Consider the following 24,526-nt stretch of genomic DNA (forward strand, 5'->3'; position numbering starts at 1 on the left):
AAGGGCCCCACCTCCGAGAGGTGGGGCCCTTCCGCGTCGCGTACGCGCTTCTCAGACCGTGCGGAACGCCAGCACCACGTTGTGCCCGCCGAACCCGAACGAGTCGTTCAGGGCGGCGATACGGCCCTCGACGGGCAGCTTGCGCGCCTCGCCCCGCACGATGTCCGCGTTGGCCTCGGCCTCGGGGTCGAGGTTCTCGACGTTGATGGTCGGCGGAGCGATGCGGTGGTACAGCGCGAGGACCGTCGCGACGGACTCCACGCCGCCCGCGCCACCCAGCAGATGACCCGTCATCGACTTGGTCGCGGAGACCGCCATGTGGTCGGCGTCGTCACCGAACACCTTGCGCAGTGCCTTCAGTTCGGCCACGTCACCGGCCGGCGTCGAGGTGGCGTGCGCGTTGACGTGCACGATCTCCGCCGGGTCCAGGCCGGTGCTGTCCAGCAGGTTCTTCAGGGCCTGCGCGATACCGCGGCCCTCGGGCTCCGGCTGCACGATGTCGTGGGCGTCGGAGGAGATGCCCTGGCCGACCGCCTCGGCGTACACCCGCGCCCCGCGCTGCGCGGCGTGCTCGGCGGACTCCAGGACGATCACGCCGGCCCCCTCGCCCATGACGAAACCGTCGCGGGCGACGTCGTAGGGACGCGAGGCGCCCTGCGGGTCGTCGTTGTTCTTGGACATCGCCATCATGTTGCCGAACGCGGCGATGGGCAGCGGGTGGATCGCCGCCTCCGTACCGCCGGCGACGACGATGTCGGCGCGGCCCGTACGGATCATCTCGATGGCGTAGCCGATGGCCTCCGCGCCCGACGCGCACGCCGAGACCGGCGTGTGCACGCCCGCGCGGGCGCCCACGAGCAGGCCCACGTTGGCGGACGGGCTGTTCGGCATCAGCATGGGCACGGTGTGCGGGGAGACGCGGCGGACGCCCTTCTCCTTCAGCACGTCGTACTGGTCGAGCAGGGTGGTCACGCCGCCGATGCCGGAGGCGATGACCGCGCCGAGCCGGTCGGGATCGACGTCACCCTCGCTGCCGGCCTCCCCGGCCTTGCCGGAGAAACCGGCGTCCTTCCACGCTTCCTGGGCCGCGATCAGCGCGAACTGCGCCGAGCGGTCCAGCTTGCGGGCCTGCGGCCGCGGAAGGACCTCGAGAGGCTCCACCGCGACGCGGGCCGCGATACGGACGGCCTGCTCGGCCGCCCACTCATGCTCCAGGACCTTGACACCGGACTTGCCGGCGACCAGGCCCTCCCAGGTAGAGGCTGCGTCGCCACCCAGCGGTGTGGTTGCGCCGATACCGGTGACGACCACGGTGCGATTGGTCGGGCTCACGGATTCTTTCTCCAACGTTGCGAGGATTCAGCGGCGCCACCGCCGGGTGGCGGGGCAGTTCAGCCCAGGGGCCCGATGGATCAGGCCTGCTGGTTCTTGAGGATGTAGTTCGTCGCGTCACCGACGGTCTTGAGGTTCTTGACGTCCTCGTCCGGGATCTTGACCTCGAAGCGCTCCTCGGCGGCGACGACGACCTCGACCATGGACAGCGAGTCGACGTCCAGGTCGTCGGTGAAGGACTTGTCCAGCTGGACGTCCTCAACCGGGATGCCGGCGATCTCGTTCACGATGTCGGCGAGACCGGCGACGATCTCTTCCTGAGTGGCGGCCATGTGGCGCTCCTTCTTTGATATTCCAGAGGGTGTGGCATGGGGTGTCTCCCGTGCCGGACCGGATGATCCGGCACGGAGTGCCTAGGGGAGGGTAACGACAGTGGCGGCGTAGACGAGACCCGCCCCGAATCCGATGACGAGCGCGGTGTCGCCGCTCTTCGCCTCGCCGGTCGCCAGAAGCCGCTCCATCGCGAGCGGGATCGAGGCGGCCGAGGTGTTGCCGGTGGTGCGCACGTCACGGGCGACCATGACGGACTCCGGCAGCTTGAGAGTCTTCACCATCGAGTCGATGATCCGCTCGTTGGCCTGGTGCGGGATGAAGACGTCGAGTTCGTCGGCGGTGATGCCGGCGACGTCGAGCGCCTCCTTGGCGACCTTCGCCATCTCGAAGACGGCCCAGCGGAAGACCGCCTGGCCCTCCTGCGTGATCGCGGGGAACTTGACGTTGCCCTTGCTGTCGAGCGGGAGCCGGGAGACGTCGCCGACCTGGAACTCGTTCCACGGCACCGTCTGCTTGATCGTCTCCGACTTGTCGCCCTCGGAGCCCCACACGGTCGGGCCGATGTGCGGCTCGTCGGACGGGCCCACCACGACCGCGCCCGCGCCGTCGCCGAACAGGAAGGCCGTCGCGCGGTCCTCCAGGTCGGTCAGGTCGGACAGCCGCTCGACGCCGATGACGAGCACGTACTCGGCGGAACCTTCCACCACCATGCCCTTGGCGAGCGTCAGGCCGTAGCCGAAGCCCGCGCAGCCGGCCGAGATGTCGAAGGCGGCGGCCTTGTTCGTGCCGAGCTTGTCGGCGATCTCGGTGGCGACGGCCGGCGTCTGCTTGAAGTGCGAGACGGTCGAGACGACGACCGCGCCGATCTGCTCGGCGGTGATCCCGGCGTTGGCGATGGCCTTGCCCGACGCCTCGACGGACATCGCGGCGACGGTCTCCTCGTCGTTCGCCCAGTGCCGGGTCTCGATGCCGGAGCGCGAACGGATCCACTCGTCGGACGAGTCGATCGTCTCGAGGATCACCTCGTTGGGGACGACCCGGACGGGCCGGTAGCCGCCCACACCGAGGATCCGTGCGTACGGGGAGCCCTTGCCGGGCTTGATCTTCGCCATCAGGGCTCCTCAGGCGACGCCGTGCTCGGCGATGAGCTCGCGAGCGGCGTCGAGGTCGTCGGGGGTCTTCAGCGCCAGCGTCTTCACACCGGGCAGGGCGCGCTTGGCGAGGCCGACCAGCGTGCCGCCGGGGGAGACCTCGATCAGCGCGGTCGCGCCGAGCTCCTTGAAGGTCTCCATGCACAGGTCCCAGCGGACCGGGTTGGCGACCTGGCCGACCAGCCGCTCCAGGATCTCGGCGCCGGTGGCGACGGTCAGCCCGTCGCGGTTGGAGACGTAACGGATCTTCGGGTCGGCCGGCGTGAGCTCCACGGCGGCCTTGGCGAGCGCCTCGACGGCGGGGGCCATGTGGTGCGTGTGGAAGGCGCCGGCGACCTTCAGCGGAACGACCTTGCGGACGCCCTCGGGCTTGTCCTCGTTCAGCGCGGCGAGCTGTTCCAGCGTGCCCGCGGCGACGATCTGGCCCGCGCCGTTGATGTTCGCCGGGGTCAGCCCCAGCTTCTCCAGGTGCGCGACGGAGACCTCGGGGTCGCCGCCGAGCAGCGCGGACATGCCGGTCTCGGTGATCGCGGCGGCGTCGGCCATGGCCAGGCCGCGCTTGCGTACGAGGGTCAGCGCGGCGCTGTCGTCCAGTACACCGGCGAAGGTGGCGGCGGTGATCTCGCCGACGCTGTGGCCGGCGACGGCGCCGGGGGTCACCTGGCCGAGTGCGGTCGCGGACAGGATTCCGGCGGCCACCAGCAGCGGCTGGGCCACCGAGGTGTCACGGATCTCGTCCGCGTCGGCCTGGGTGCCGTAGTGGGCGAGGTCCAGGCCGATGGCGTCCGACCACGCGGCGACGCGGGCGGCGGCACCGGGGAGTTCGAGCCAGGGGGTCAGGAAGCCGGGCGTCTGGGCGCCCTGGCCGGGAGCGACGAGTACGAGCACTCTCACACTCTCTCTTGTGGACGGCCGAAGCCGCCCGTGGGGACAGGGACGAAGAACGGCAGGGGGTTTTGTGGAGCCCCGACAAAAGCCTAGGTCTGGGGATCGCCGTCGACCAGGCGCCCCAGGATCAGCGCGATCCGGAGCGTGAACGCGGAGCGTACATCCGAAGGCGACCAACCGGTGACGTCAGTCACACGTCGAAGCCGGTAGCGCACGGTGTTCGGATGAACGAAGAGCATCCGCGCGGCCCCTTCGAGGCTGGACGCCTGTTCGAGATAGACGGCGAGGGTCTCCAGGAGCGCGGACCCCGCCTCTTCGAGCGGTCTGTAGATCTCCTCCACCAACTGCTCACGCGCACCGGGATCACCGGCGATCGCGCGCTCCGGCAGCAGATCGTCCGCCAGTACCGGACGGGGTGCGTCCTGCCAGGCGGAACCGGCCTTGAGTCCGGCCGCGGCGGCCTGTGCGGACCGGGTCGCGGCGAGCAGGTCGGGTACGACGGGTCCGGCCACCACGGGTCCCGCGGCGAACGGCCCGATCAGCGACCTGGCGACGGCGAGCGGGTTGTCGCTGCCACCGGCGATCACTACCAGCCGGGAGCCGAGCACCCCGGTGAGGACCTGGAGCTTGGCGTGTCGCGCCGCCCGCCGGATCGCCTCCACGGTCAGCTCGGAGTCGCCGTCGGGCGCGGTCCCGAGGACCACGCACACATGCTCCGGCGCGTTCCACCCCAGGGCGGCGGCCCGGCTCACCGCCCCCTCGTCGGCCTCACCGCTCAGCACGGCGTTCACGACGAGCGACTCCAGCCGGGCGTCCCAGGCGCCGCGTGCCTCGGCGGCCTGGGCGTAGACCTGGGCGGTGGCGAAGGCGATCTCGCGGGCGTACACGAGCAGCGCCTCACGCAGGACGTTCTCGTCCCCCGGGGCCGCGACCTCGTCGATCGCGGACTCCATGACCTCGATCGTGGTGCGCACCATCTCGACGGTCTGCCGCAGCGTGATGGCCCGGGTCAGCTCACGCGGCGCGGTCCCGAACACATCCGTGGAGATGGCCTGCGGGGCGTCCGGATGCCGGAACCACTCGGTGAAGGCGGCGATGCCCGCCTGGGCGACCAGCCCGATCCAGGAACGGTTCTCCGGGGGCATCGCCCGGTACCACGACAGTGTCTCGTCCATCCGCGCGATGGCCTGGGCGGCGAGACTTCCGGCGGACTTCTCCAGCCGCTTCAGGGTCGCGGGGTGGGGGTGGACGGCGTGCGCCGCGGGATCGGGGTGACTGGTTTCGGGTTCGGGCACGGGACAAGACTGCCTTATCGGGACGGGGGCGTGCGCCGCCGGGTCGCGGGAGGCGGCGGCGCGCGGCCCGCCCAAGGTCATCGCACGGCCCGCGGCGGGTCTACCGTGGACGGGTGATGGACGTACGGCGCGCCGACGAGCGCTACCGAGGCGGGGACCCGGCCGCCGGGATCGACACCCGGCACGCCTTCTCCTTCGGCCCCCACTACGACCCCGGCAACCTCCGCTTCGGCCCGCTGATCGCCTGCAACGAGGAGCGTCTCGCGCCCGGCGCCGGCTTCGACGAACACCCCCACAGCCACACCGAGATCGTGACCTGGGTGGTCGAGGGCGAGCTCACGCACCGGGACTCGGCCGGCCACGAGAGCGTGGTCCGCCCCGGAGACGTGCAGCGGCTCAGCTCAGCGGGCGGCGTACGGCACGTCGAACGCAACGACGGCGAGGTGCCCCTGACCTTCGTCCAGATGTGGCTGGCCCCCCTCGACCCCGGCGGCGACCCGTCCTACGAGACGGTCCGCGGCATCGCCGACTCCACGCCGTACGCCGTCCCGGAGGCCGGCGCGATGCTGTACGTACGGCGCCTGGGCGCGGGGGAGCGGACTGCGGTGCCGGACGCGCCGCACGTCTACGTGCACGTGGTGCGCGGCGTGGCCCGCCTGGAGGGCGAGGAGCTGGCGCCGGGGGACGCGGCACGCGTCACGGACGCCAAGGACGTGGAGGCGGTGGGCGTGACCGACGCGGAGCTGCTGATGTGGGTCTTCAGCCCGGGAGAGCCGGAGTTCAGCCCCGGACCTCGGCCAGCACCGCGTCCGTGAACGCGGGCCAGGCCTCGACCGCCCACGGTCCGAACGCCCGGTCCGTCAGGACGACCCCGGCCACGCCCGCCGCGGGATCGACCCACAGGAACGTACCCGACTGCCCGAAGTGCCCGAAGGTGCGAGGCGAGGAGGAACTCCCCGTCCAGTGCGGCGACTTGGAGTCGCGGATCTCGAAGCCGAGCCCCCAGTCGTTGGGGTTCTGGTGCCCGTACCCCGGCAGTACGCCCTTCGTCCCCGGGTACTGCACGGTCATCGCCGCCGCCACCGTCCGCGGATCCAGCAGCCGGGGCGCCTGCACCTCCGCCGCGAACCGCAGCAGGTCCTCGACCGTCGACACGCCGTCCTTCGCCGGGGAGCCCTCCAGGGAGGTGCCGGTCATCCCCAGCGGCTCCAGCACCGCCTGACGCAGATACTCCGCGAACGGGATCTCCGTGGCCTTCGCCAGATGGTCGCCGAGCTGCTCGAACCCGGCGTTGGAGTACAGCCGCCGCTCCCCGGGGGGCGCCATCACCCGGTGCTCGTCGAAGGCCAGCCCGGACGTGTGGGCGAGGAGATGGCGGACCGTCGCTCCGGGCGGCCCGGCCGGTTCGTCCAGCTCGACCGCCCCCTCCTCGTAGGCGACGAGGGCGGCGTACGCGGCGAGGGGCTTGGTGACCGAGGCCAGCGGGAAGCGCCGGCCGACCGGACCGTGGGTCCCCAGGACCGTACCGTCGGCCCGTACGACACCCGCCGAGGCGGAGGAAACCGGCCAGTTCTCGATCGACGCGAGGCTCGTGAGCGACATGCCGCCGAGCCTATGCGCCCGGGAGCAGCAGCTCCATCAAGGGGTCCGGCTTGGGCTTGAAGCCGAGGGAGGCGTAGAGCGGCGCCGCGTCGGCGGACGCGGTGAGCTGGATCTGTACGGCGCCCCGCGCCCGGAACCACTCCAGCAGCGCGTCCATGCAGGCGCGCGCGTACCCGCGTCGGCGCGCGTCCGGGTCGGTGGCGACGCTGAAGACGAAACCGATGGTCCCGCGCGGATTGCCGGCCCGCCCGATCCGGTACTCGATCGTCCCGACGACCAGCGCGGCCAGACCCGGCCGGTCCGGGTGATCCACGACGAAGGCCCCGAAGTCCCCGTCCGGCTCGGACAGCCGCTCCCGCAGCGTGGGCAGCGACTCGGCATGCCAGCCGGTGGAGGAATCCACCGCAAGCATCGAGTCGATCATCACTTGACGCAGCCGCAGCACTTCGGCGGCGTCCTCGGGCAGGGCACGGCGCACAGGACTCATGCCCCGCACGCTAACCGCGTGATCAAGCCGCGTCCTCAGGTTTTCTTACCGTTTCCGCTTGCTTCGAGCGCACTCCAAGGCCATAGCGTGGAGGTCATGACGGTGTTGCAGACCACGCCCGTGACCATCGAACACACTCCGAACCCTCCGGACGTCTGCTCCGCGCCGCCCCCGCGGCACCCCCGTCCGGACGGGCAGGACAGCTACACGATCAGCGAGGTCGTCGCCTTCACCGGCCTCACCGCCCACACCCTGCGCTGGTACGAGCGGATCGGGCTGATGTCCCACATCGACCGCTCGCACACCGGCCAGCGCCGCTACAGCAACCGTGACCTGGACTGGCTCGACCTCGTCGGGAAGCTGCGGCTGACCGGTATGCCGGTCGCCGACATGGTGCGGTACGCCGAGCTGGTGCGGGAGGGCGAGAGCACGTTCCGCGAGCGGTACGAGCTGCTGGAGGCGACCCGGCGGGACGTACGGTCCCGGATCGCCGAACTCCAGGACACCCTCGCCGTGCTCGACCGGAAGATCACGTTCTACGCGGACGCCACCGGCGGCCGGCAGTACGAAGCGGAAAGGACCGCCCGATGACCGACCACAGGATCCCGACGGCGCGACTCGGCGGGCAGGGCCCCGAGATCGGCGCCCAGGGCCTCGGCTGCATGGGCATGAGCTTCGCCTACGGCCCCACGGACGAGAAGGAGTCCCGGGCCACCCTGGAACGCGCCCTGGAACTGGGCGTCACCCTGTACGACACGGCGGACGCGTACGGCGCGGGCGAGAACGAGAAGTTCCTCTCCCCGTTCTTCAAGGCCCACCGCGACGAGGTCGTCATCGCGACCAAGTTCGCCCTGGCGATCCCGCCGGACGACCCGACCCGGCGCATCATCCGCAACGACGCGCCGTACATCCGCGAAGCCGTCGAGGCGAGCCTGCGGCGGCTGGACGTCGACGTCATCGACCTCTACTACATGCACCGGCGCGACGTGAACGTGCCGATCGAGGACACCGTCGGCGTCATGGCCGAACTGGTGCGCGAGGGCAAGGTCAAGCAACTGGGCCTGAGCGAGGTCACGGCCGCCGAACTGCGCGCGGCCCAGGACGTCCATCCCATCGCCGCGGTGCAGTCGGAGTGGTCGCTGTTCAGCCGCGACATCGAGGACCGGGTGGTCCCGGCCGCCCGCGAGCTGGGCGTGACCCTGGTCGCGTACTCCCCGCTCGGCCGGGGCTTCCTCACCGGCTCCTTCGCCAACGCCGACCAGGACCTCACCGCCGACGACTTCCGTCGTCAGCAGCCCCGTTTCACCGGCGACAACGCCGCCGCCAACGGGGCCCTCCTGGACCCGGTCCGCGCGATCGCCGAGGCCCACGGGGCGACGCCCGGCCAGATCGCCCTGGCCTGGGTCCAGCAGCGGTCCCGGGTCCACGGCCTGTCCGTGGTCCCGATACCGGGCACCCGCAAGGCCACCCGGGTCGAGGAGAACGCGGCGGCGACGGCCATCGAACTGACGGCGGAGGAAACGGCGTTGCTGGAGCCCATCGCCGGCAAGGTGGCAGGCGACCGCTACCCGGACATGAGGTTCACCTCCGCCGGACGCGAGTGAGGGCGCGGGAGCCCGCGCTCCCCCTCACAGGGACTAGAGCTCGGCCAGCAACTCGGCCTTCTTCGCGGAGAACTCCTCGTCGGTGACCAGCCCGGCCAGGTGCAGCTCCCCGAGGTGCCGGATCCGCTCGGCGATGTCGGCGGGGTCCCGGCGCGGCGCGGTCGCCGTCGCCGCCGGGACGGCCGCCGCCTGGACCGCGGACGCGGATCCGCGTCCGCGGACCGCCGCGAGGACCGCCGCCGCGAACGGTAGTGATTCGTGCACGGGCCCGTACCCCAGCCCGAAGACGACAGTCCCCGGATCCTGGTCGGCCTGGGCCGGAGCGGCCTCGCCGCGCAGCAGCCGCAGATGCCCCTCGAACACCTCGGGCGAGCGCCACTCCACCCCGCTCAGCCCGGACACGGCGAAACTCTGGTCGCCGGCCTTCCACTTCGCCGACGACGCCCCCGTCCAGAACCAGCGGAACCGCACGGTGCGCCCGTCGAACGAGGCCTTGCCGTCGTACGCCTTGAACGACAGCGGCGCCTCGGGGGCGTCCACCAGGAAGCGATCCGCGGGCCCGGAGCGGGTCAGCCGCGCCCGCAGCTCGTCGGCGTAGTACTCGGCGAGTGTCTCCCGTTCGGCGGGCAGCACCAGCCGGTAGGGGTCGCACCCCTCCTTGAGCTGCCCCGCGGCCGCCTCCACCAACGGATCGGCTCCCGGCCTCGGTTCCGCCCGGAGCACGACCGTCCCGCGCTTGCCGGCGGTCAGCGTCACGCCACCGATGGCCGCCAGCGGAATCCGGCGCTCGCCCAGTGCCGACAGCAGCTTGGGCGTGCGCAGCCCCCGTTCGTAGCGGATGAGGACGGAGTCGGACTCGAACTCCCAGGCGGCATGAAATCCGGCCAGTACGTCACCCATGCGGCTCATCGTATGCGGGACACCCATTCTTCGTCCCCTCCCCGCGCGCGCCGCAATTCCTGCGTCTCTACGCGCGTCCGGCCTCTGTCGTATCGGACAAACCCGCCGTGCAGGCGGCATCATCGTGGGCGCACTCAACCGAGTGGTACGAGCCGGTGCCGATCTCGGCGAAGTTGCGCAGGCTGTCCGTACCCGGTTCGAAGTAGCCGCCGTGGCCCTTGGCCTGCCGCGCCGACAGCACCCGCGCGCCGAAGTCCCGCGCCATCGGGTCCTCGCCGTGCCCGAGACCGCCGACCTCCAGGTGCGGCACGTCCTGTATCCAGTCGTCGGCGTCCCGCATCGCCCACACCCGGGCGTCGGTGTCCAGCTGGGCCGCGTTCTCCACCCGCATCCCGGGGCTGCCGGCCACCGCGATGTCGGCGACCCGGTCCGGCACGGTGTGCGCGGCGACCCCGCACACCACCGAGCCGTAGCTGTGGCAGAACAGGGAGACGGGCGCGCTGCCCGGCAGCGCCCTCAGCAGGGCGTTCAGCCGGACGGCGCCGTTCTCGGCGCGCATCGCGGTGGCCGAGTCGATGCCGAGGCCGTCGGGGGAGGTGTAGTCGGCCCAGGCGATCACGGCCGTACGCGTCGAGGGGCTCGCCTCGCGCTCGGCCGAGTAGAGGGCCTGGGCCATGCCGACCGGCGCCGAGTACTTGCGGTTCGTGCGCTGGAAGGTGAGCAGGTCGGTGTCGACGCCGGGGACGACCACGGAGATCCGCTCGGCCTCGTCCAGGCTGCCGAACACCTCGGCGACCCGGCCGGAGCCGCCCGGGTCGAAGGCGAGGATCTGCCGGCCGGCGGTGCTCATCGACTCGTAGCGGTGCATGCGCCGGCCGGCCAGCTGCTGCCCCGAGGGCGTGAGCCGGCTGTCGTGCATGCGGGTGCGCTCGAGCCGCACCTGCTGGAGCAGCGCCACCTGGTTGGCGCGGTAGCGCAGCTCGGCGGGGGCGCCGTTCATGTTGCCCACCGCGAGCGGGTAGTCGTGCACGAGCGCGGTGCGCTGCGGGGCCGTCAGCGAGGCGAAGAACCGGGCCAGCCGGGCGGGGGTGGAGCCGGTGTCCGGCAGCCGGTGGCCGGCGAGCCGGCCGTGCTCCCACTCCGAGCGCGAGGTCTGGAGCGCGGTGGTCTCCCGGTGCTGGCGCAGAGCCGTCCAGCCGGTGGTCGTCAGCATCAGGAACACGACGGCCAGGGCGGCCAGTGCGCGCCAGACGTTGAGCTGCGGGGAGGTGTCGAAGGAAGTCACTGAAAGGACACACTAGGAGAACGGGAGGGTCTCGGGTGACCCAAGTGACGGGGATCACGTTTCAACAGGAGTGGCAAGGGTCATAAAGGCCTTTACGTCTCATGTCCGTCAGGCGCCGCGCCAGTCTCCCAACAGGGCGGGCCCCACCCCGTCGAGATACCGGGACGTCAGCGCGCGGATCCCGTCCAGGCTGAAGTCGGCGCCCGTGGACCACTGCCGTTCCGTCACCCGCATCACCCCGCTGAAGACGGCCACGGCCAGCCGCGGCCGCGGGTCGGTGTCCACGTCGAGCCCCTCCCGCTCGGCGATCACCCGCGCGAGATCCTCCTCCACCTCAACCGAACGCCGCAGATGCGCGGCGAGCAGCACCGGCGTCGACTCGATCACCCGGTACATGCGCAGATACCGCTCCACGGGTACGACGGACTCCACGACCTCGTTGATCGACTGCCAGCCGTCCAGCACCGCCTGGCGCAGCGCCTCCATCGGCGGCTCGTGCGGCGGGCGTTCGCGTACTCCTTCGACGAACCGCGCCACCGTCATCTCCACCAGGGCGAGCGCGGCCTCGTCCTTGCCGTCGAAGTAGCGGAAGAAGGTGCGCTGCGAGACGTCGACGGCGGCGGCGATCTCGTCGACGGTGGTCCGCTCGTATCCCTGCGAGGTGAACAGCTCCACCGCGGCGCGCAGCAGCGCGTCCCGGGTGCGCTGCTTCTTGCGCTCACGCAGAGTTTCCATGATGTGTCAGTTACCGACTTATGAACTCGTTTGTCAATTGTCAGCGGCTGTCACTAACCTCGAACGCATGACCAGTCAGACCACCATCGACGCGACGGGATCCGGCGGCAGGACACCGGAGGACCCGTCGGACGGGCGGCCCGCCAAGGGGCTGCGCGGCCACCCGTGGTTCACCCTCATCACCGTCGCCGTCGGCGTCATGATGGTGGCCCTCGACGGCACCATCGTGGCCATCGCCAACCCGGCCATCGCCAGCGACCTGGGCGCCACCTTCGCCGAGGTCCAGTGGATCACCAACGCCTACTTCCTCGCCCTCGCGGTCTCCCTGATCACCGCGGGCAAGCTCGGTGACCGCTTCGGCCACCGCCAGACGTTCCTGATAGGCGTCGTCGGCTTCGCCGCCGCCTCCGGCGCGATCGGCCTGTCCTCCAGCATCGGCGCGGTCGTCGCCTTCCGGGCGCTCCAGGGCCTGTTCGGCGCCCTGCTGATGCCGGCCGCGCTGGGCCTGCTGCGCGCGACCTTCCCGGCCGAGAAGCTCAACATGGCCATCGGCCTGTGGGGCATGGTCATCGGCGCGTCCACCGCCGGCGGCCCGATCCTCGGCGGCGTCCTCGTCGAGCACGTCAACTGGCAGTCGGTGTTCTTCATCAACGTGCCGGTCGGCGCCCTCGCCCTCGTCCTGGGCGCGGTGATCCTGCTCGACCACCGTGCCGAGAACGCCCCGCGCTCCTTCGACCTGCCCGGCATCGCCCTGCTCTCGGGCGCGATGTTCTGCCTGGTCTGGGCCCTGATCAAGGCACCGACCTGGGGCTGGGCCGACGGTACGACCTGGGCGTTCCTGGTCGGCTCCGCGGTGCTCTTCGCGGCCTTCGCCTTCTGGGAGACGAAGGTCGAGGAGCCGCTCATCCCGCTGGGGCTGTTCCGTTCGGTCCCGCTGTCGGCGGGTGTGGTCCTCATGGTCCTGATGGCGATCGCCTTCATGGGCGGCCTGTTCTTCGTGACGTTCTACCTCCAGAACGTGCACGGCATGAGCCCGATCGACGCCGGCCTGCACCTTCTGCCGCTCACCGGCATGATGATCGTCGGTTCCCCGCTCGCGGGCGCGGCGATCACCAAGCTGGGCCCGCGCATCCCGCTGGCGGGCGGTATGGCCGCCACCGCGATCGCCATGTACGGCATGTCCACGCTGGAGACGGACACCGGCAGCGGTCTCATGTCGATCTGGTTCGCCCTCCTGGGCTTCGGCCTCGCTCCCGTCATGGTCGGCGCGACGGAGGTCATCGTCGGCAACGCCCCCATGGAGCTGTCCGGTGTCGCGGGCGGACTCCAGCAGGCGGCCATGCAGATCGGCGGCAGCCTAGGTACGGCCGTACTGGGTGCCGTGATGGCCTCCAAGGTCGACGGTGACCTGCCCGGCAACTGGAAGGGCGCGGGCCTGCCCGAACTCACCCCCGCCCAGCTGGACCAGGCCTCCGAGGCGGTTCAGGTCGGCGTGGCGCCGGTGGCGAAGGGCACTCCCGCGGAGATCGCCGCGAAGATCACCGACGTCGCCCACGACACCTTCATCTCCGGCATGAGCCTCGCCTCGCTCGTCGCCGCCGGGGTGGCGGTCGTCGCCGTCTTCGTCGCGCTGCTCACCAAGCGGGGCGAGAACGCGGACGCGGGCGCCGGCGTGGGTCATATCTGACGGAACTTCAACAAGATTCCCCTATCAGGGTGACAACGCTAAAGGTTCCTCGCCTCCGGGGCGCGCCACAGGTCACAGTGGGTCAAGTCCTCCGGATGGGAGGGCGGCCAGGGCCGCGGCGCGCTGCCGGAGGGGGACAGCGCGCCGACTGCCCGGCAACTGCGGGGAATGTTCCGCGTGTCGCGGGTACCCGAAGAACAACACATCCCCGGAATCCAGGGAGTTGTTCGATGGCCGGCTTCGGAAACGGCACGCGCAGGTACCCCCGCTCACGTGGCCGCATGGGGTCACGGACCGGGCCGGATCGCGCGACGCTCGGCATCGTCGGCCTCGTCTGCGCGGTCGCCGGATTCTTCGCGCTGGGGATCATCCTCGGCCCTGCGGCGATCGTCTGCGGCTGGCTGGCCATGGGCCGCAGCTGGACGGGCTCCCGTTCGGTGCCGGCCCTGGTCGCCGTCGCCCTCGGCGCGATCGACACCCTGCTGGCGATCATCTGGCTGGCGGGAGCCGCAGGGACGGGCAACGGCCTGCTGTAACGCGGACCGACGCCCTCCCGTCCCGCTACCGGGACGAGTGAGGGGCGGGCATGGGTGCGGGCCCGGGGGGCAGCGTCCCCCGGGGCCCGTCCCGCAGCGCCGCCACCTCCGCCCGCAGCGCCCGCACTTCGTCCGTCAGGGCCAGGATCGCCTCCGTCCGGGCGCGTTCCTCGACGTCGTCCTTGTCGAACCGGGCGATGAACCACGCGGCGATGTTCGCGGTCACCACACCGAGCAGCGCGATCCCGGAGAGCATCAGCCCGACGGCGATGATCCGCCCCAGTCCGGTGGTCGGCGCGTGGTCGCCGTACCCGACGGTCGTCATCGTGGTGAACGACCACCACAGCGCGTCACCCAACGTGCGGATGTTCCCGTCCGGCGACTCGCGCTCGACCGACAGCACGGCGAGCGAGCCGAACATCAGCAGCCCGACGACCGCCCCCACGACGTACGTCGTCATCCGGATCTGCGAGGCCATCCGCGCCCGCCGCCCCACCAGCAGCAGCGTCGACACCAGCCGCAGCAGTTTGAGCTGCTGCAGCATCGGCAGCACCACCGCGCACAGGTCCAGCCAGTGGGTCCGCACGAAGCGGCGCCGGTCGGGCGCGAGCGCCAGCCGGACCACGTAGTCCGCGGCGAACGCCGCCCACACCACCCACTCGATCGCGGTGCAGGCGGTGGTCAGCCTGTGGTCGGCCGAGGTGTCCACGATCGGCACGGCGTAGGCGACGGCGAAGACCACGGCGAGTGCCAGCAGCGGCCGCTGGGTCCAGAGCTCCCAGCGGCCCTGCGCCGATTGTTCTTGCATGCCCGCATCGTATGAAAACGAGGGGCCGGTGAGCCCCGTCAGGGGCGCGGGGAACTGCGCGACCAGCCCCCGACGACCAGCAGATACTCACCGGCCTCCCAGTGGAGCGGCTACGCGTCGCCGCCCGCGGCCCCCGGGTCCGCCGCCGACACGTCCAGCAGCTGGTACCGGTCGATGGCCTGCTTCAGCAGCGACCGGTCGACCTTGCCCTCCCTCGCCAGCTCGGTCAGCACCCCCACGACGATCGACTGGGCGTCGATGTGGAAGAAGCGGCGAGCCGCTCCCCGGGTGTCGGCGAAGCCGAAGCCGTCCGCGCCCAGCGACTGGTACGTGCCCGGCACCCAGCGCGCGATCTGGTCCGGCACGGACCGCATCCAGTCCGAGACGGCCACGAACGGCCCCTCGGCCCCGGACAGCTTCCGCGTCACGTACGGCACCCGCTGCTCCTCCTCCGGGTGCAGCAGGTTGTGCCGCTCAACCTCGACGGCCTCGCGCCGCAGCTCGTTCCAGGAGGTCGCGGACCAGACGTCGGCCTTGACGTTCCACTCCTCGGCGAGGATCTTCTGCGCCTCGACCGCCCAGGGGACGGCCACGCCGGACGCCAGGATCTGTGCCGGGATCGCCCCCGAGGTACCCGCGCTGAAGCGGTGGACGCCCTTGAGGATGCCCTCGACGTCCACGTCCTCCGGCTCGGCCGGGTGCTGGATCGGCTCGTTGTAGACGGTCAGGTAGTAGAAGACGTCCTCACCGTGCGGGTGCTCGGTGGAACTGCCGTACATCCTGCGCAGACCGTCCCGCACGATGTGCGCGATCTCGAAACCGAACGCCGGGTCGTAGGCGACACAGCCCGGGTTCGTCGAGGCGAGCAGCTGCGAGTGCCCGTCCGCGTGCTGGAGCCCCTCACCGGTCAGGGTCGTACGACCGGCGGTCGCGCCGAGTACGAAACCACGCGCCAGCTGGTCCGACATCTGCCAGAACTGGTCGCCGGTGCGCTGGAAACCGAACATCGAGTAGAAGACGTAGACCGGGATCAGGGGCTCGCCGTGGGTGGCGTACGCGGAGCCCGCCGCGATCAGGGACGCCGTGCAGCCGGCCTCCGAGATGCCGTCGTGCAGCATCTGCCCCGTCGGCGACTCCTTGTAGGCCAGCAGCAGCTCGCGGTCGACCGACTCGTACTGCTGGCCGAGCGGGTTGTAGATCTTCGCACTCGGGAAGAACGAGTCCATGCCGAAGGTGCGGTACTCGTCCGGCGCGATCAGTACGAAACGCTTTCCGATCTCCTTGTCCCGCATGAGGTCCTTGAGGATCCGCACAAAGGCCATGGTCGTCGCGATGGACTGCTGACCCGAGCCCTTCTTCACACTCGCGTACGTCTTGTCGTCCGGCAGGGCGAGCGGCTTCGAGCGCACCACACGGGTCGGCACATAGCCGCCGAGGCCCTTGCGGCGGTCGTGCATGTACTGGATCTCCTCCGAGTTCCGTCCGGGGTGGAAGTACGGCGGGACGCCGCCCTCCAGCTCCTTGTCGGAGATCGGCAGGTGCAGCCGGTCGCGGAAGCCCTTGAGGTCGGAGACCGTCAGCTTCTTCATCTGGTGGGTGGCGTTGCGGCCCTCGAAGTTCGGCCCCAGCGTCCAGCCCTTGACCGTCTTGGCGAGGATGACCGTCGGCTGGCCGGTGTGCTCCACGGCCGCCTTGAACGCCGCGTAGATCTTCCGGTGGTCGTGACCGCCGCGGCCCAGGTGCAGGATCTGGTCGTCGGTCATGCCCTCGACCATGGCGCGCAGCCGCTGGTCGTCGCCGAAGAAGTGGTCGCGGATGTAGGAGCCGGACTCGGTGGCGTACGTCTGGAACTGGCCGTCCGGCGTGGTGTTCATCCGGTTGACGAGGGTGCCGTCGCGGTCCTGGGCGAGCAGCGGGTCCCAGGAGCGGTCCCAGATCAGCTTGATCACGTTCCAGCCGGCGCCGCGGAAGACCGACTCCAGCTCCTGGATGACCTTGCCGTTGCCGCGTACCGGGCCGTCGAGGCGCTGGAGGTTGCAGTTGACCACGAAGGTCAGATTGTCCAGGCCCTCGCGCGCGGCGATGGTCAGCTGGCCGAGCGACTCCGGCTCGTCCATCTCGCCGTCGCCGAGGAACGCCCACACCTGCGACTTCGACGTGTCCGCGATCCCGCGCGCGTGCATGTACCGGTTCATCCGCGCCTGGTAGATCGCGCCGATCGGGCCGAGGCCCATGGACACGGTCGGGAACTCCCAGAAGTCCGGCATCAGACGCGGGTGCGGGTACGAGGACAGCCCGTGCGGCGCCTTCGACTTCTCCTGGCGGAACCCGTCCAGGTTCTGCTCGCTCAACCGGTCGAGCAGGAACGCGCGCGCGTAGATGCCCGGGGAGGCGTGGCCCTGGAAGAAGACCTGGTCGCCGCCGTCGCCCTCGTCCTTGCCGCGGAAGAAGTGGTTGAAGCCGACGTCGTAGAGCGACGCGGAGGAGGCGAAGGTGGCGATGTGGCCGCCCACCCCGATGCCCGGCCGCTGGGCCCTGGACACCATCACGGCCGCGTTCCAGCGGGTCGCGTTGAGGATCCGGCGCTCGATCTCCTCGTTGCCCGGGAAGAAGGGCTCGGCCATGGTGGGGATGGTGTTCACGTAGTCCGTGCTGCGCATCTCGGGCACGGCCACCCGCTTCTCGCGGGCCCGTTCGATCAGCCGGAGCATCAGGTAGCGGGCCCGCTCACGGCCGCGCTCGTCGATCGCGGCGTCGAGGGAGTCGAGCCACTCCTGGGTTTCCTCGGGATCGAAGTCAGGAACCTGACTCGGAAGGCCGCCAATGATGATCGGGTTGCGATCGGATCCGGAAGCCACGCTGTTCCTTACCTGTCAGAGGGCTGTGTGGGACGGTGTTTCTCGTTCGCGCGACGCGGGCGCCCGGCGGGGTGTCTCGCTCACTCTCCAGTGCCTGCACCGCCCCCATCGTGTACCTAGGCGCCCGCAAACGTCATCTCTACCCCGAGGTAACCGCACTCGTTCGAATCTCGTACCCTTGGATGGTTCTCAAATACGCAAACAGGGCAGATAGGTGTGGTGTACGTCACCATCCGTCCGAATCGCGTGCCTGGAGTTGCGTCGACACGGCCAGGATCGTCACCGTTTCGGCGGTCCGAACCGCCGGGTACTTGCGCGATCCGCCCCGCCCGTGTGGACTACGGCCAATGCCTCGCGCACGCGCGTGGCTGAGTTATTCCCGAATCATGATCAGGAGGCAACCCGTGAGCGCGACCGCGGACCACGCGGAGGAGCGGACCAGCCCTGCCGTCAGGCTGGGTTTCCAGCCCGAGCAGGTGGTCCAGGAGATCGGCTACGACGACGACGTCGACCAGGAGCTCCGCGAGTCCATTGAGGAAGTCATCGGCGGCGATCTGGTGGACGAGGACTACGACGACGTCGCCGACGCCGTGGTGCTCTGGTTCCGCGACGATGACGGAGACCTGACGGATGCGCTGGTGGACGCCACCACGTACATCGAAGAAGGCGGGTCGATCCTCCTCCTGACGCCGAAGACCGGCCGTACGGGATACGTGGAGCCCAGCGACATCTCCGAAGCCTCGACGACTGCGGGTCTGTCGGCCAGCAAGAGCGTCAGCGTGGGCAAGGACTGGAGTGGCAGCCGGCTGGTGACGCCCAAGGCCGCGAAGTCCAAGAAGTGACGTCCAGGGAGTGACGTCCAAAGTGCTGTGAAGTGACGCCGGACGGTCCGGGCCCTCGTGCTCGGCCCGTCCGGCGGCCTTCGGCGGCCGCTGCGTAGGGTGGACTCACCCAGACAGCCCCACCGAAGGGAACCTCCAGGCGATGGCGATCCAGGTCGGCGACAAGGCCCCCGACTTCGAGCTCAAGGACAACCACGGCCGGACCGTGAAGCTCTCCGACTTCCGTGAGGGCGAGAACCCCAAGAACGTCGTCCTGCTCTTCTACCCCTTCGCCTTCACCGGCGTGTGCACCGGCGAGCTGTGCGAGGTGCGCGACAACCTGCCGAAGTTCGCCGACCGCGACACCCAGGTGCTCGCCGTCTCCAACGACTCGATCCACACCCTGCGCGTCTTCGCCGAGCAGGAGGGCCTCGAGTACCCGCTGCTCAGCGACTTCTGGCCGCACGGCGAGGTCAGTCGCGCCTACGGCGTCTTCGCCGAGGACAAGGGCTGCGCGGTGCGCGGCACCTTCGTCATCGACAAGGAGGGCCTGGTGCGCTGGACCGTCGTCAACGCCCTGCCGGACGCCCGCGACCTCGGTGAGTACGTCGCCGCTCTCGACACCCTGTGATTCTTCGGCGTCAGGGCCTGCGTGGGGCGGGAACCCGTCACTAGGATCGACTCGTTGATCCGATATCCGACGCACCAGGGGCTCCCCGCCCCAGGACACCAATGGAGGACTTGTGGGAGTCAGCCTCAGCAAGGGCGGCAACGTATCGCTGACCAAGGAGGCCCCGGGCCTGACCGCGGTCATCGTCGGTCTGGGGTGGGACGTCCGCACCACGACCGGCACCGACTTCGACCTGGACGCCAGCGCGCTGCTGGTGAACAACGCCGGCAAGGTCGCGAGTGACGCCAACTTCGTCTTCTTCAACAACCTCAAGAGCCCCGACGGCTCGGTCGAGCACACCGGTGACAACACCACCGGTGAGGGCGAGGGCGACGACGAGGCGATCAAGGTCAACCTCGCCGGGGTCCCCGCCGATGTCGACAAGATCGTCTTCCCGGTGTCGATCTACGACGCCGAGAACCGGCAGCAGTCCTTCGGTCAGGTCCGCAACGCGTTCATCCGCGTCGTGAACCAGGCCGGCGGCGCCGAGATCGCCCGCTACGACCTCAGCGAGGACGCCTCGACCGAGACCGCGATGGTCTTCGGCGAGCTGTACCGGCACGGCGCGGAGTGGAAGTTCCGCGCCATCGGCCAGGGCTACGCCTCGGGCCTGCGCGGGATCGCGCAGGACTTCGGCGTCAACGTCTGAGTCACCGCAGGGCCGGTGGGTCCGACCGTCCGGCGCCGCACCGTTTAGGGGCGGCGCCGGACGTGCAGGACAACCGAAGAGGAAGCACCTGAGCACCACCTAGGGGAGGACCAGCAAACATGGGCGTCACGCTCGCCAAGGGAGGCAATGTCTCCCTCTCCAAGGCCGCGCCGAACCTCACCCAGGTGATGATCGGACTCGGCTGGGACGCGCGCTCCACCACCGGAGCCCCCTTCGACCTCGACGCCAGCGCGCTGCTGTGCACCGGCGGCCGGGTGATGGGGGACGAGTGGTTCGTCTTCTACAACCAGCTCACGAGCCCGGACGGCTCGGTCGAGCACACCGGTGACAACCTCACCGGTGAGGGCGAGGGCGACGACGAGTCGCTGCTGGTGGACCTCTCGAAGGTGCCGCCCCAGTGCGACAAGATCGTCTTCCCGGTCTCCATCCACATGGCCGACGAGCGCGGTCAGACCTTCGGTCAGGTCTCCAACGCGTTCATCCGCGTCGCCAACCAGGCCGACGGCCAGGAACTCGCCCGCTACGACCTGAGCGAGGACGCCGGTACGGAGACCGCGATGATCTTCGGCGAGCTCTATCGCTACCAGGGCGAATGGAAGTTCAGGGCCGTGGGTCAGGGGTACGCGTCGGGGCTGCGGGGCATCGCTCTAGACTTCGGAGTCAACGTTTCGTAAAACCGAGTACGGCGTGGGGGAGAACCGCCCCCAAGCTTCGCTTGGGGGGACCCCCAGACACGATTGGGTAGCCAGTGCTTCTGAAAACCTTCGGCTGGTCGTTCGCGGTCACCGCGCTCGGCTTGGTCGCAGCGGTCTTCTACGGGGGGTGGGAGGCCCTCGGTATCGTCGCGATCCTCTCCATCCTCGAGATCTCGCTGTCGTTCGACAACGCGGTGGTCAACGCCGGGATCCTGAAGAAGATGAGTGCCTTCTGGCAGAAGATCTTCCTCACCATCGGCGTGCTCATCGCCGTCTTCGGCATGCGGCTGGTCTTCCCCGTCGTGATCGTCGCCATCAGCGCCAAGATCGGCCCGATCGACGCCGTCGACCTCGCGCTCAACGACAAGGACCAGTACCAGCAGCTGGTCACCGACGCCCACCCGTCGATCGCCGCCTTCGGTGGCATGTTCCTGCTGATGATCTTCCTGGACTTCATCTTCGAGGACCGTGACATCCAGTGGCTGCGCTGGATCGAGCGGCCCCTGGCCAAGCTCGGCAAGGTCGACATGCTGTCGGTCTGCATCGCGCTGATCGTCCTGCTGATCACCTCCTTCACCTTCGCGGCCCACGCCCACCAGCACGGCGGCGCCCACGTGGACAAGGCACAGACGGTGCTGATCTCCGGCATCGCCGGTCTGATCACGTACATGGTCGTCGGCGGGCTCTCCGGCTACTTCGAGGACAAACTCGAGGAAGAGGAGGAGCGCGAGCACGAGGAGGAGGAAGAGGCGGCGCGCACGGGCAAGCAGCGCTCGCCCGTCGTCCTGGCCGGCCAGGCCGCGTTCTTCATGTTCCTCTACCTCGAGGTCCTGGACGCGTCCTTCTCCTTCGACGGTGTGATCGGCGCCTTCGCCATCACCAACGACATCGTGCTGATGGCGCTGGGCCTGGGCATCGGCGCGATGTACGTCCGTTCCCTGACGGTGTACCTGGTCCGCCAGGGCACCCTCGACGACTACGTCTACTTGGAGCACGGCGCCCACTACGCGATCGGCGCCCTCGCGGTGATCCTCATGGTCACCATCCAGTACCAGATCAACGAGGTCATCACCGGCCTCGTCGGTGTCGTCCTGATCGCGTGGTCCTTCTGGTCCTCCGTCCGCCGCAACAAGGCATTGGCGGCGGCTGAGGGAAAAGCCCAGGGCTCGGACGAGAAGACTGAGGTCTCGTCCGGGGTGTGATCACCTTTCGAGCGAGGAACGCTCTGAGCGGGGCGGCCGGTGAGGGACGAGTCCTCCACCGGCCGCCCCGCCGGTTTTCATCAGTGGACGTGGGGGCGGGAATGGGCATCTTCGACGGGCTCCTGGGCAGCCGGGCCGCCGACTTCGACTCGGGCAACGCGGCCACCAACGCGATCGAACTGACCAAGCGGCACCACCAGGTCTCCCTGACCAGGCAGGGCGCCGCGACCGGCAACCTGCGCGTCAACCTGACCTGGCGGATGCGGACGTCCGACATCGGCGGACCACAGCGGGAGAGCCTGCTGCGGCACCCCTTCAAGGCGCTGCGGCCGCCGGAGGTCGTCGGACACAGCCAGAGCATGGTGAACGTCGACCTCGACCTCGGCTGCCTGTACGAGCTGGCCGACGGGACGAAGGGGGTCGTGCAGCCGCTGGGCGGTCTGCTGGGGGACGTGAACGCGGCGCCCTACGTGAAGCTGAGCGGGGACGACCGGTTCGGCTCCGCGTCCGGCGAGACGATGTACGTCAACCTCGACCACCGGGAACAGATCAAGCGGCTGCTCGTCTTCGTCTACATCTACGACCAGACGCCGGCCTTCGACCGCACGCACGCGATCGTCACGCTCTACCCGAGCAACGGGCCGCGGATCGAGATAGGCCTCGACGAGCGGCACCCGCAGGCCCGGTCCTGCGCGGTGGTGATGATCGAGAACGTGAAGGACGAGCTCATGGTGCGCCGTGAGGTGCGGTTCGTGTACGGGTTCCAGGCGGAGCTGGACCGCCTGTACGGCTGGGGCCTGCAGTGGGGCCGGGGCTACAAGACGAAGGCCGAGAAGTAGCGTCCGGCCCGCGCCGCCGGCCCGCGACGGCTCACCGTCCGACGAACTGGGGGCCCTGCGGGGGAAGCCGGAAGGAGCCGTCCGGATAGCCGTAGCCGTACGTCGGCAGACTGGCCGGGTAGCCGTACGCCGGCTGCTGCTGCGGGACGGCCGAGGCCGGCTGCTCGGGCGGCAGGGGCTGCGAGAGGCTCGGGGTCCGGGGGGCCGGCTCGGGGGCGGCGGTGGACGCCTCCTCCGACTCGTCCACCGAGATGCCGAAGTCGGTGGCCAGGCCCTTGAGGCCGTTGGAGTAGCCCTCGCCCAGGGCGCGGAACTTCCAGCCCTCGCCGCGCCGGTACAGCTCGCCGCAGATCAGCGCCGTCTCCTCGCCCGTCTCGGGGCGGATGTCGAACGTGGCCAGCGGCTCGCCGTCGGCTGCCGCGTCGTACAGCACGATGGTGAGGGAACGTACGCGGTCGAACGTCACGCCGTCCGCCGAAGCGACCAGCAGAATCTGACCGACGCCGGGCTCGACACCGGACAGATCTGTCTGGATGGTGTCCGTGAGGCCCTCGGCGACACGTTTCTTGCCGAGCCGCCACACCTTCCCGGAAGGGTGCCGGGGCTGGTTGTAGAAAACGAAGTCCTCGTCGGAACGTACGCGCCCGTCGAGGCCGAGGAGCAGCGCGGAGGCGTCGACGTCCGGGACCCCCTGCCCGGGGGTCCAGCGCAGCACGGCGCGTACCGTGGTGGCTTTCAGCGGGACGTTCGACCCCTTCAGCATCGCGTGCGTCATGCGGTCATCCTGCCTTCTCGGGCCTGCTCACGACAACGCGGGGTACTCGGCAAGTCTCATCCGCGAGTTACCTGAAATTCATGCCGGGTGGGAACCTCTGACACGGATCCCTACGTACTATTACCGGCCACCTCATACCGAATCCACAGACTTACTTTGCGCCACGGGGGAGATATATGCGTCATTTCGGTCACCTCGCCCCTGAGGTGCGACAGCGACTCTTCTACCGGGAGCCCGTCGTCTTCGACACGGACTCCCCGGCCAGGCTGCTCTCCGCGGCCCTGGGCGCCACGCTGTACAGCCCGGCCACCCGGCCCCGGCTGGCGGACGACATCGTCAAGCAGACCGGGCGTGGCGTGGTGTCGATGGTGCTGTGCCTGGAGGACTCCATCGGCGACGAGGACGTCGAGGCGGGCGAGGAGAATCTGGTCCGGCAGTTCGCCGACCTGGCGGCGCGCAGGGACGCGCGGGGAGCGGAGCTGCCGCTGCTTTTCATCCGGGTACGGACGCCCGAGCAGATCCCCGACCTGGTCCGCCGGCTCGGGGCCACCGTGGAGCTGCTCAGCGGGTTCGTGTTCCCGAAGTTCACCGAGGAGCGGGGCATCCCCTTCCTGGAGGCGCTGGCCGGCGCGGAGACGTCGAGCGGCCGGCGGCTGTTCGGCATGCCCGTCCTGGAGACGCCCGAGCTGATGTACCGCGAATCGCGCGTGGACGCCCTGGAGGGCATCGCCCGCGCCGTCGACAAGTACCGCAGCCGGGTCCTCGCGCTGCGCCTCGGCGTGACCGACTTCTGCTCCGCGTACGGGCTGCGCAGAGCGCCCGACATGACCGCCTACGACGTCCAGATCGTCGCCTCCGTGATCGCCGACGTGGTGAACATGCTGGGCCGGGCCGACGGCACCGGGTTCACGGTGACCGGGCCGGTGTGGGAGTACTTCCGGGTTCCCGAGCGCATGTTCAAGCCGATGTTGCGGCACAGCCCCTTCCTGGAGGGGCAGGCCGTCGAGCTGCGCGAGAAACTGATCGAGCACGCGATGGACGGGCTGCTGCGCGAGATCTCCCTGGATCACGCCAACGGTCTGCTGGGCAAGACCTGCATCCACCCCTCGCACGTGCCGGCCGTGCACGCGCTGTCCGTCGTCAGTCACGAGGAGTACAGCGACGCGGCGGACATCCTGCGGCCGGAACGTGGCGGCGGGGGTGTGCTGCGGTCGCAGTACACGAACAAGATGAACGAGGTGAAGCCGCACCGCGCCTGGGCCGAGCGCACCATGCTCCGCGCCGAGGTCTTCGGTGTCGCGCACGAGGACGTCAGCTTCGTCGACCTGCTCGCCGCCGGTATTCCCGGCTGAA

General features: G+C 69.9%; 25 protein-coding genes. 12 read left to right on the plus strand and 13 right to left on the minus strand.

Annotated elements, in window-relative coordinates:
• Positions 1-51: 51 nt before the first annotated feature.
• The 5 genes from fabF to OG440_RS25890 all read right to left on the minus strand — a co-directional run bounded on the left by fabF (position 52) and on the right by OG440_RS25890 (position 4,999).
• The gene (gene fabF / locus OG440_RS25870) at positions 52-1,332 is read right to left on the minus strand and encodes a beta-ketoacyl-ACP synthase II (protein WP_406009172.1); all 1,281 of its coding nucleotides are present in this window, start codon (positions 1,330-1,332) and stop codon (positions 52-54) included.
• Positions 1,333-1,412: 80 nt separating this feature from the next.
• Positions 1,413-1,664: an acyl carrier protein gene (locus tag OG440_RS25875; RefSeq protein ID WP_328482156.1), complete on the minus strand. Its 252-nt coding sequence runs from the start codon at positions 1,662-1,664 to the stop codon at positions 1,413-1,415.
• A gap of 81 nt (positions 1,665-1,745) precedes the next feature.
• A complete protein-coding gene (locus OG440_RS25880) occupies positions 1,746-2,777 on the minus strand; it encodes a ketoacyl-ACP synthase III (protein WP_406009173.1) in 1,032 nt (343 codons plus the stop codon).
• A 9-nt stretch (positions 2,778-2,786) separates the two neighbouring features.
• Positions 2,787-3,704, minus strand: coding sequence for an ACP S-malonyltransferase (locus OG440_RS25885; protein WP_406009174.1), 918 nt, complete (start codon positions 3,702-3,704; stop codon positions 2,787-2,789).
• 89 nt (positions 3,705-3,793) lie between these two features.
• Positions 3,794-4,999, minus strand: coding sequence for a PucR family transcriptional regulator (locus OG440_RS25890; protein ID WP_406009175.1), 1,206 nt, complete (start codon positions 4,997-4,999; stop codon positions 3,794-3,796).
• A 116-nt stretch (positions 5,000-5,115) separates the two neighbouring features.
• On the opposite strand from OG440_RS25890, the gene OG440_RS25895 reads away from it, so the two are divergent.
• On the plus strand, positions 5,116-5,814 hold the full coding sequence (locus tag OG440_RS25895) for a pirin family protein (protein ID WP_406011458.1): 699 nt from the start codon (positions 5,116-5,118) through the stop codon (positions 5,812-5,814).
• On the opposite strand, the gene OG440_RS25900 is transcribed toward OG440_RS25895, so the two are convergent.
• Both OG440_RS25900 and OG440_RS25905 read right to left on the minus strand, forming a co-directional pair.
• Positions 5,780-6,601, minus strand: coding sequence for a serine hydrolase domain-containing protein (locus OG440_RS25900; RefSeq protein WP_406009176.1), 822 nt, complete (start codon positions 6,599-6,601; stop codon positions 5,780-5,782). The genes OG440_RS25895 and OG440_RS25900 overlap by 35 nt on opposite strands.
• Before the next feature lie 10 nt (positions 6,602-6,611).
• Entirely contained in the window at positions 6,612-7,088 is a 477-nt protein-coding gene (locus OG440_RS25905) for a GNAT family N-acetyltransferase (RefSeq protein ID WP_406009177.1), read from the minus strand.
• Positions 7,089-7,184: 96 nt separating this feature from the next.
• Between OG440_RS25905 and OG440_RS25910 the strand changes: the two genes are divergently transcribed.
• Together OG440_RS25910 and OG440_RS25915 are read left to right on the plus strand one after the other, a co-directional pair.
• On the plus strand, positions 7,185-7,679 hold the full coding sequence (locus OG440_RS25910; RefSeq protein ID WP_406009178.1) for a MerR family transcriptional regulator: 495 nt from the start codon (positions 7,185-7,187) through the stop codon (positions 7,677-7,679).
• A complete protein-coding gene (locus OG440_RS25915) occupies positions 7,676-8,692 on the plus strand; it encodes an aldo/keto reductase (RefSeq protein ID WP_406009179.1) in 1,017 nt (338 codons plus the stop codon). Before OG440_RS25910 ends, OG440_RS25915 begins: the two co-directional genes overlap by 4 nt.
• A gap of 33 nt (positions 8,693-8,725) precedes the next feature.
• Here the strand turns inward: OG440_RS25915 and OG440_RS25920 are convergent, their stop codons facing one another.
• The 3 genes from OG440_RS25920 to OG440_RS25930 form a co-directional block, all read right to left on the minus strand.
• Positions 8,726-9,601, minus strand: coding sequence for a DUF4429 domain-containing protein (locus OG440_RS25920; RefSeq protein ID WP_406011459.1), 876 nt, complete (start codon positions 9,599-9,601; stop codon positions 8,726-8,728).
• A gap of 58 nt (positions 9,602-9,659) precedes the next feature.
• On the minus strand, positions 9,660-10,877 hold the full coding sequence (locus OG440_RS25925) for an alpha/beta hydrolase (RefSeq protein ID WP_406009180.1): 1,218 nt from the start codon (positions 10,875-10,877) through the stop codon (positions 9,660-9,662).
• A gap of 108 nt (positions 10,878-10,985) precedes the next feature.
• Positions 10,986-11,612 (minus strand): TetR family transcriptional regulator, encoded by a 627-nt coding sequence (locus tag OG440_RS25930; RefSeq protein ID WP_406009181.1) that lies wholly within the window; start codon positions 11,610-11,612, stop codon positions 10,986-10,988.
• Positions 11,613-11,679: 67 nt separating this feature from the next.
• On the opposite strand from OG440_RS25930, the gene OG440_RS25935 reads away from it, so the two are divergent.
• Both OG440_RS25935 and OG440_RS25940 read left to right on the plus strand, forming a co-directional pair.
• Positions 11,680-13,299 carry an MFS transporter gene (locus OG440_RS25935; protein WP_406009182.1) on the plus strand — a complete coding sequence of 540 codons (1,620 nt, stop codon included), beginning with the start codon at positions 11,680-11,682 and terminating at the stop codon, positions 13,297-13,299.
• Positions 13,300-13,529: 230 nt separating this feature from the next.
• Entirely contained in the window at positions 13,530-13,835 is a 306-nt protein-coding gene (locus tag OG440_RS25940) for a small hydrophobic protein (RefSeq protein WP_406009183.1), read from the plus strand.
• Between the two features lie 25 nt (positions 13,836-13,860).
• Here OG440_RS25940 and OG440_RS25945 read toward each other — a convergent pair whose 3' ends face one another.
• Together OG440_RS25945 and aceE are read right to left on the minus strand one after the other, a co-directional pair.
• On the minus strand, positions 13,861-14,643 hold the full coding sequence (locus OG440_RS25945) for a potassium channel family protein (RefSeq protein WP_406009184.1): 783 nt from the start codon (positions 14,641-14,643) through the stop codon (positions 13,861-13,863).
• Positions 14,644-14,753: 110 nt separating this feature from the next.
• A complete protein-coding gene (gene aceE, locus OG440_RS25950; protein WP_406009185.1) occupies positions 14,754-17,501 on the minus strand; it encodes a pyruvate dehydrogenase (acetyl-transferring), homodimeric type in 2,748 nt (915 codons plus the stop codon).
• 404 nt (positions 17,502-17,905) lie between these two features.
• On the opposite strand from aceE, the gene OG440_RS25955 reads away from it, so the two are divergent.
• The 6 genes from OG440_RS25955 to OG440_RS25980 all read left to right on the plus strand — a co-directional run bounded on the left by OG440_RS25955 (position 17,906) and on the right by OG440_RS25980 (position 22,398).
• Positions 17,906-18,343 carry a DUF3052 domain-containing protein gene (locus OG440_RS25955; RefSeq protein ID WP_406009186.1) on the plus strand — a complete coding sequence of 146 codons (438 nt, stop codon included), beginning with the start codon at positions 17,906-17,908 and terminating at the stop codon, positions 18,341-18,343.
• 142 nt (positions 18,344-18,485) lie between these two features.
• Positions 18,486-18,953, plus strand: a complete 468-nt coding sequence (locus tag OG440_RS25960) for a peroxiredoxin (protein ID WP_406009187.1) — start codon at positions 18,486-18,488, stop codon at positions 18,951-18,953.
• A 112-nt stretch (positions 18,954-19,065) separates the two neighbouring features.
• Positions 19,066-19,641 (plus strand): TerD family protein, encoded by a 576-nt coding sequence (locus tag OG440_RS25965; RefSeq protein WP_362264872.1) that lies wholly within the window; start codon positions 19,066-19,068, stop codon positions 19,639-19,641.
• 119 nt (positions 19,642-19,760) lie between these two features.
• Positions 19,761-20,336 (plus strand): TerD family protein, encoded by a 576-nt coding sequence (locus tag OG440_RS25970; RefSeq protein ID WP_406009188.1) that lies wholly within the window; start codon positions 19,761-19,763, stop codon positions 20,334-20,336.
• 74 nt (positions 20,337-20,410) lie between these two features.
• Positions 20,411-21,559, plus strand: coding sequence for a DUF475 domain-containing protein (locus tag OG440_RS25975; RefSeq protein ID WP_406009189.1), 1,149 nt, complete (start codon positions 20,411-20,413; stop codon positions 21,557-21,559).
• Positions 21,560-21,660: 101 nt separating this feature from the next.
• Positions 21,661-22,398, plus strand: coding sequence for a Tellurium resistance (locus tag OG440_RS25980; protein ID WP_310430533.1), 738 nt, complete (start codon positions 21,661-21,663; stop codon positions 22,396-22,398).
• Between the two features lie 31 nt (positions 22,399-22,429).
• Here OG440_RS25980 and OG440_RS25985 read toward each other — a convergent pair whose 3' ends face one another.
• On the minus strand, positions 22,430-23,173 hold the full coding sequence (locus tag OG440_RS25985; protein ID WP_406009190.1) for a TerD family protein: 744 nt from the start codon (positions 23,171-23,173) through the stop codon (positions 22,430-22,432).
• Between the two features lie 176 nt (positions 23,174-23,349).
• On the opposite strand from OG440_RS25985, the gene OG440_RS25990 reads away from it, so the two are divergent.
• Positions 23,350-24,525 carry an HpcH/HpaI aldolase/citrate lyase family protein gene (locus tag OG440_RS25990; protein ID WP_406009191.1) on the plus strand — a complete coding sequence of 392 codons (1,176 nt, stop codon included), beginning with the start codon at positions 23,350-23,352 and terminating at the stop codon, positions 24,523-24,525.
• Position 24,526: the final 1 nt, after the last annotated feature.

Source organism: Streptomyces sp. NBC_00637 (assembly GCF_045161545.1).
Lineage (GTDB): Bacteria > Actinomycetota > Actinomycetes > Streptomycetales > Streptomycetaceae > Streptomyces.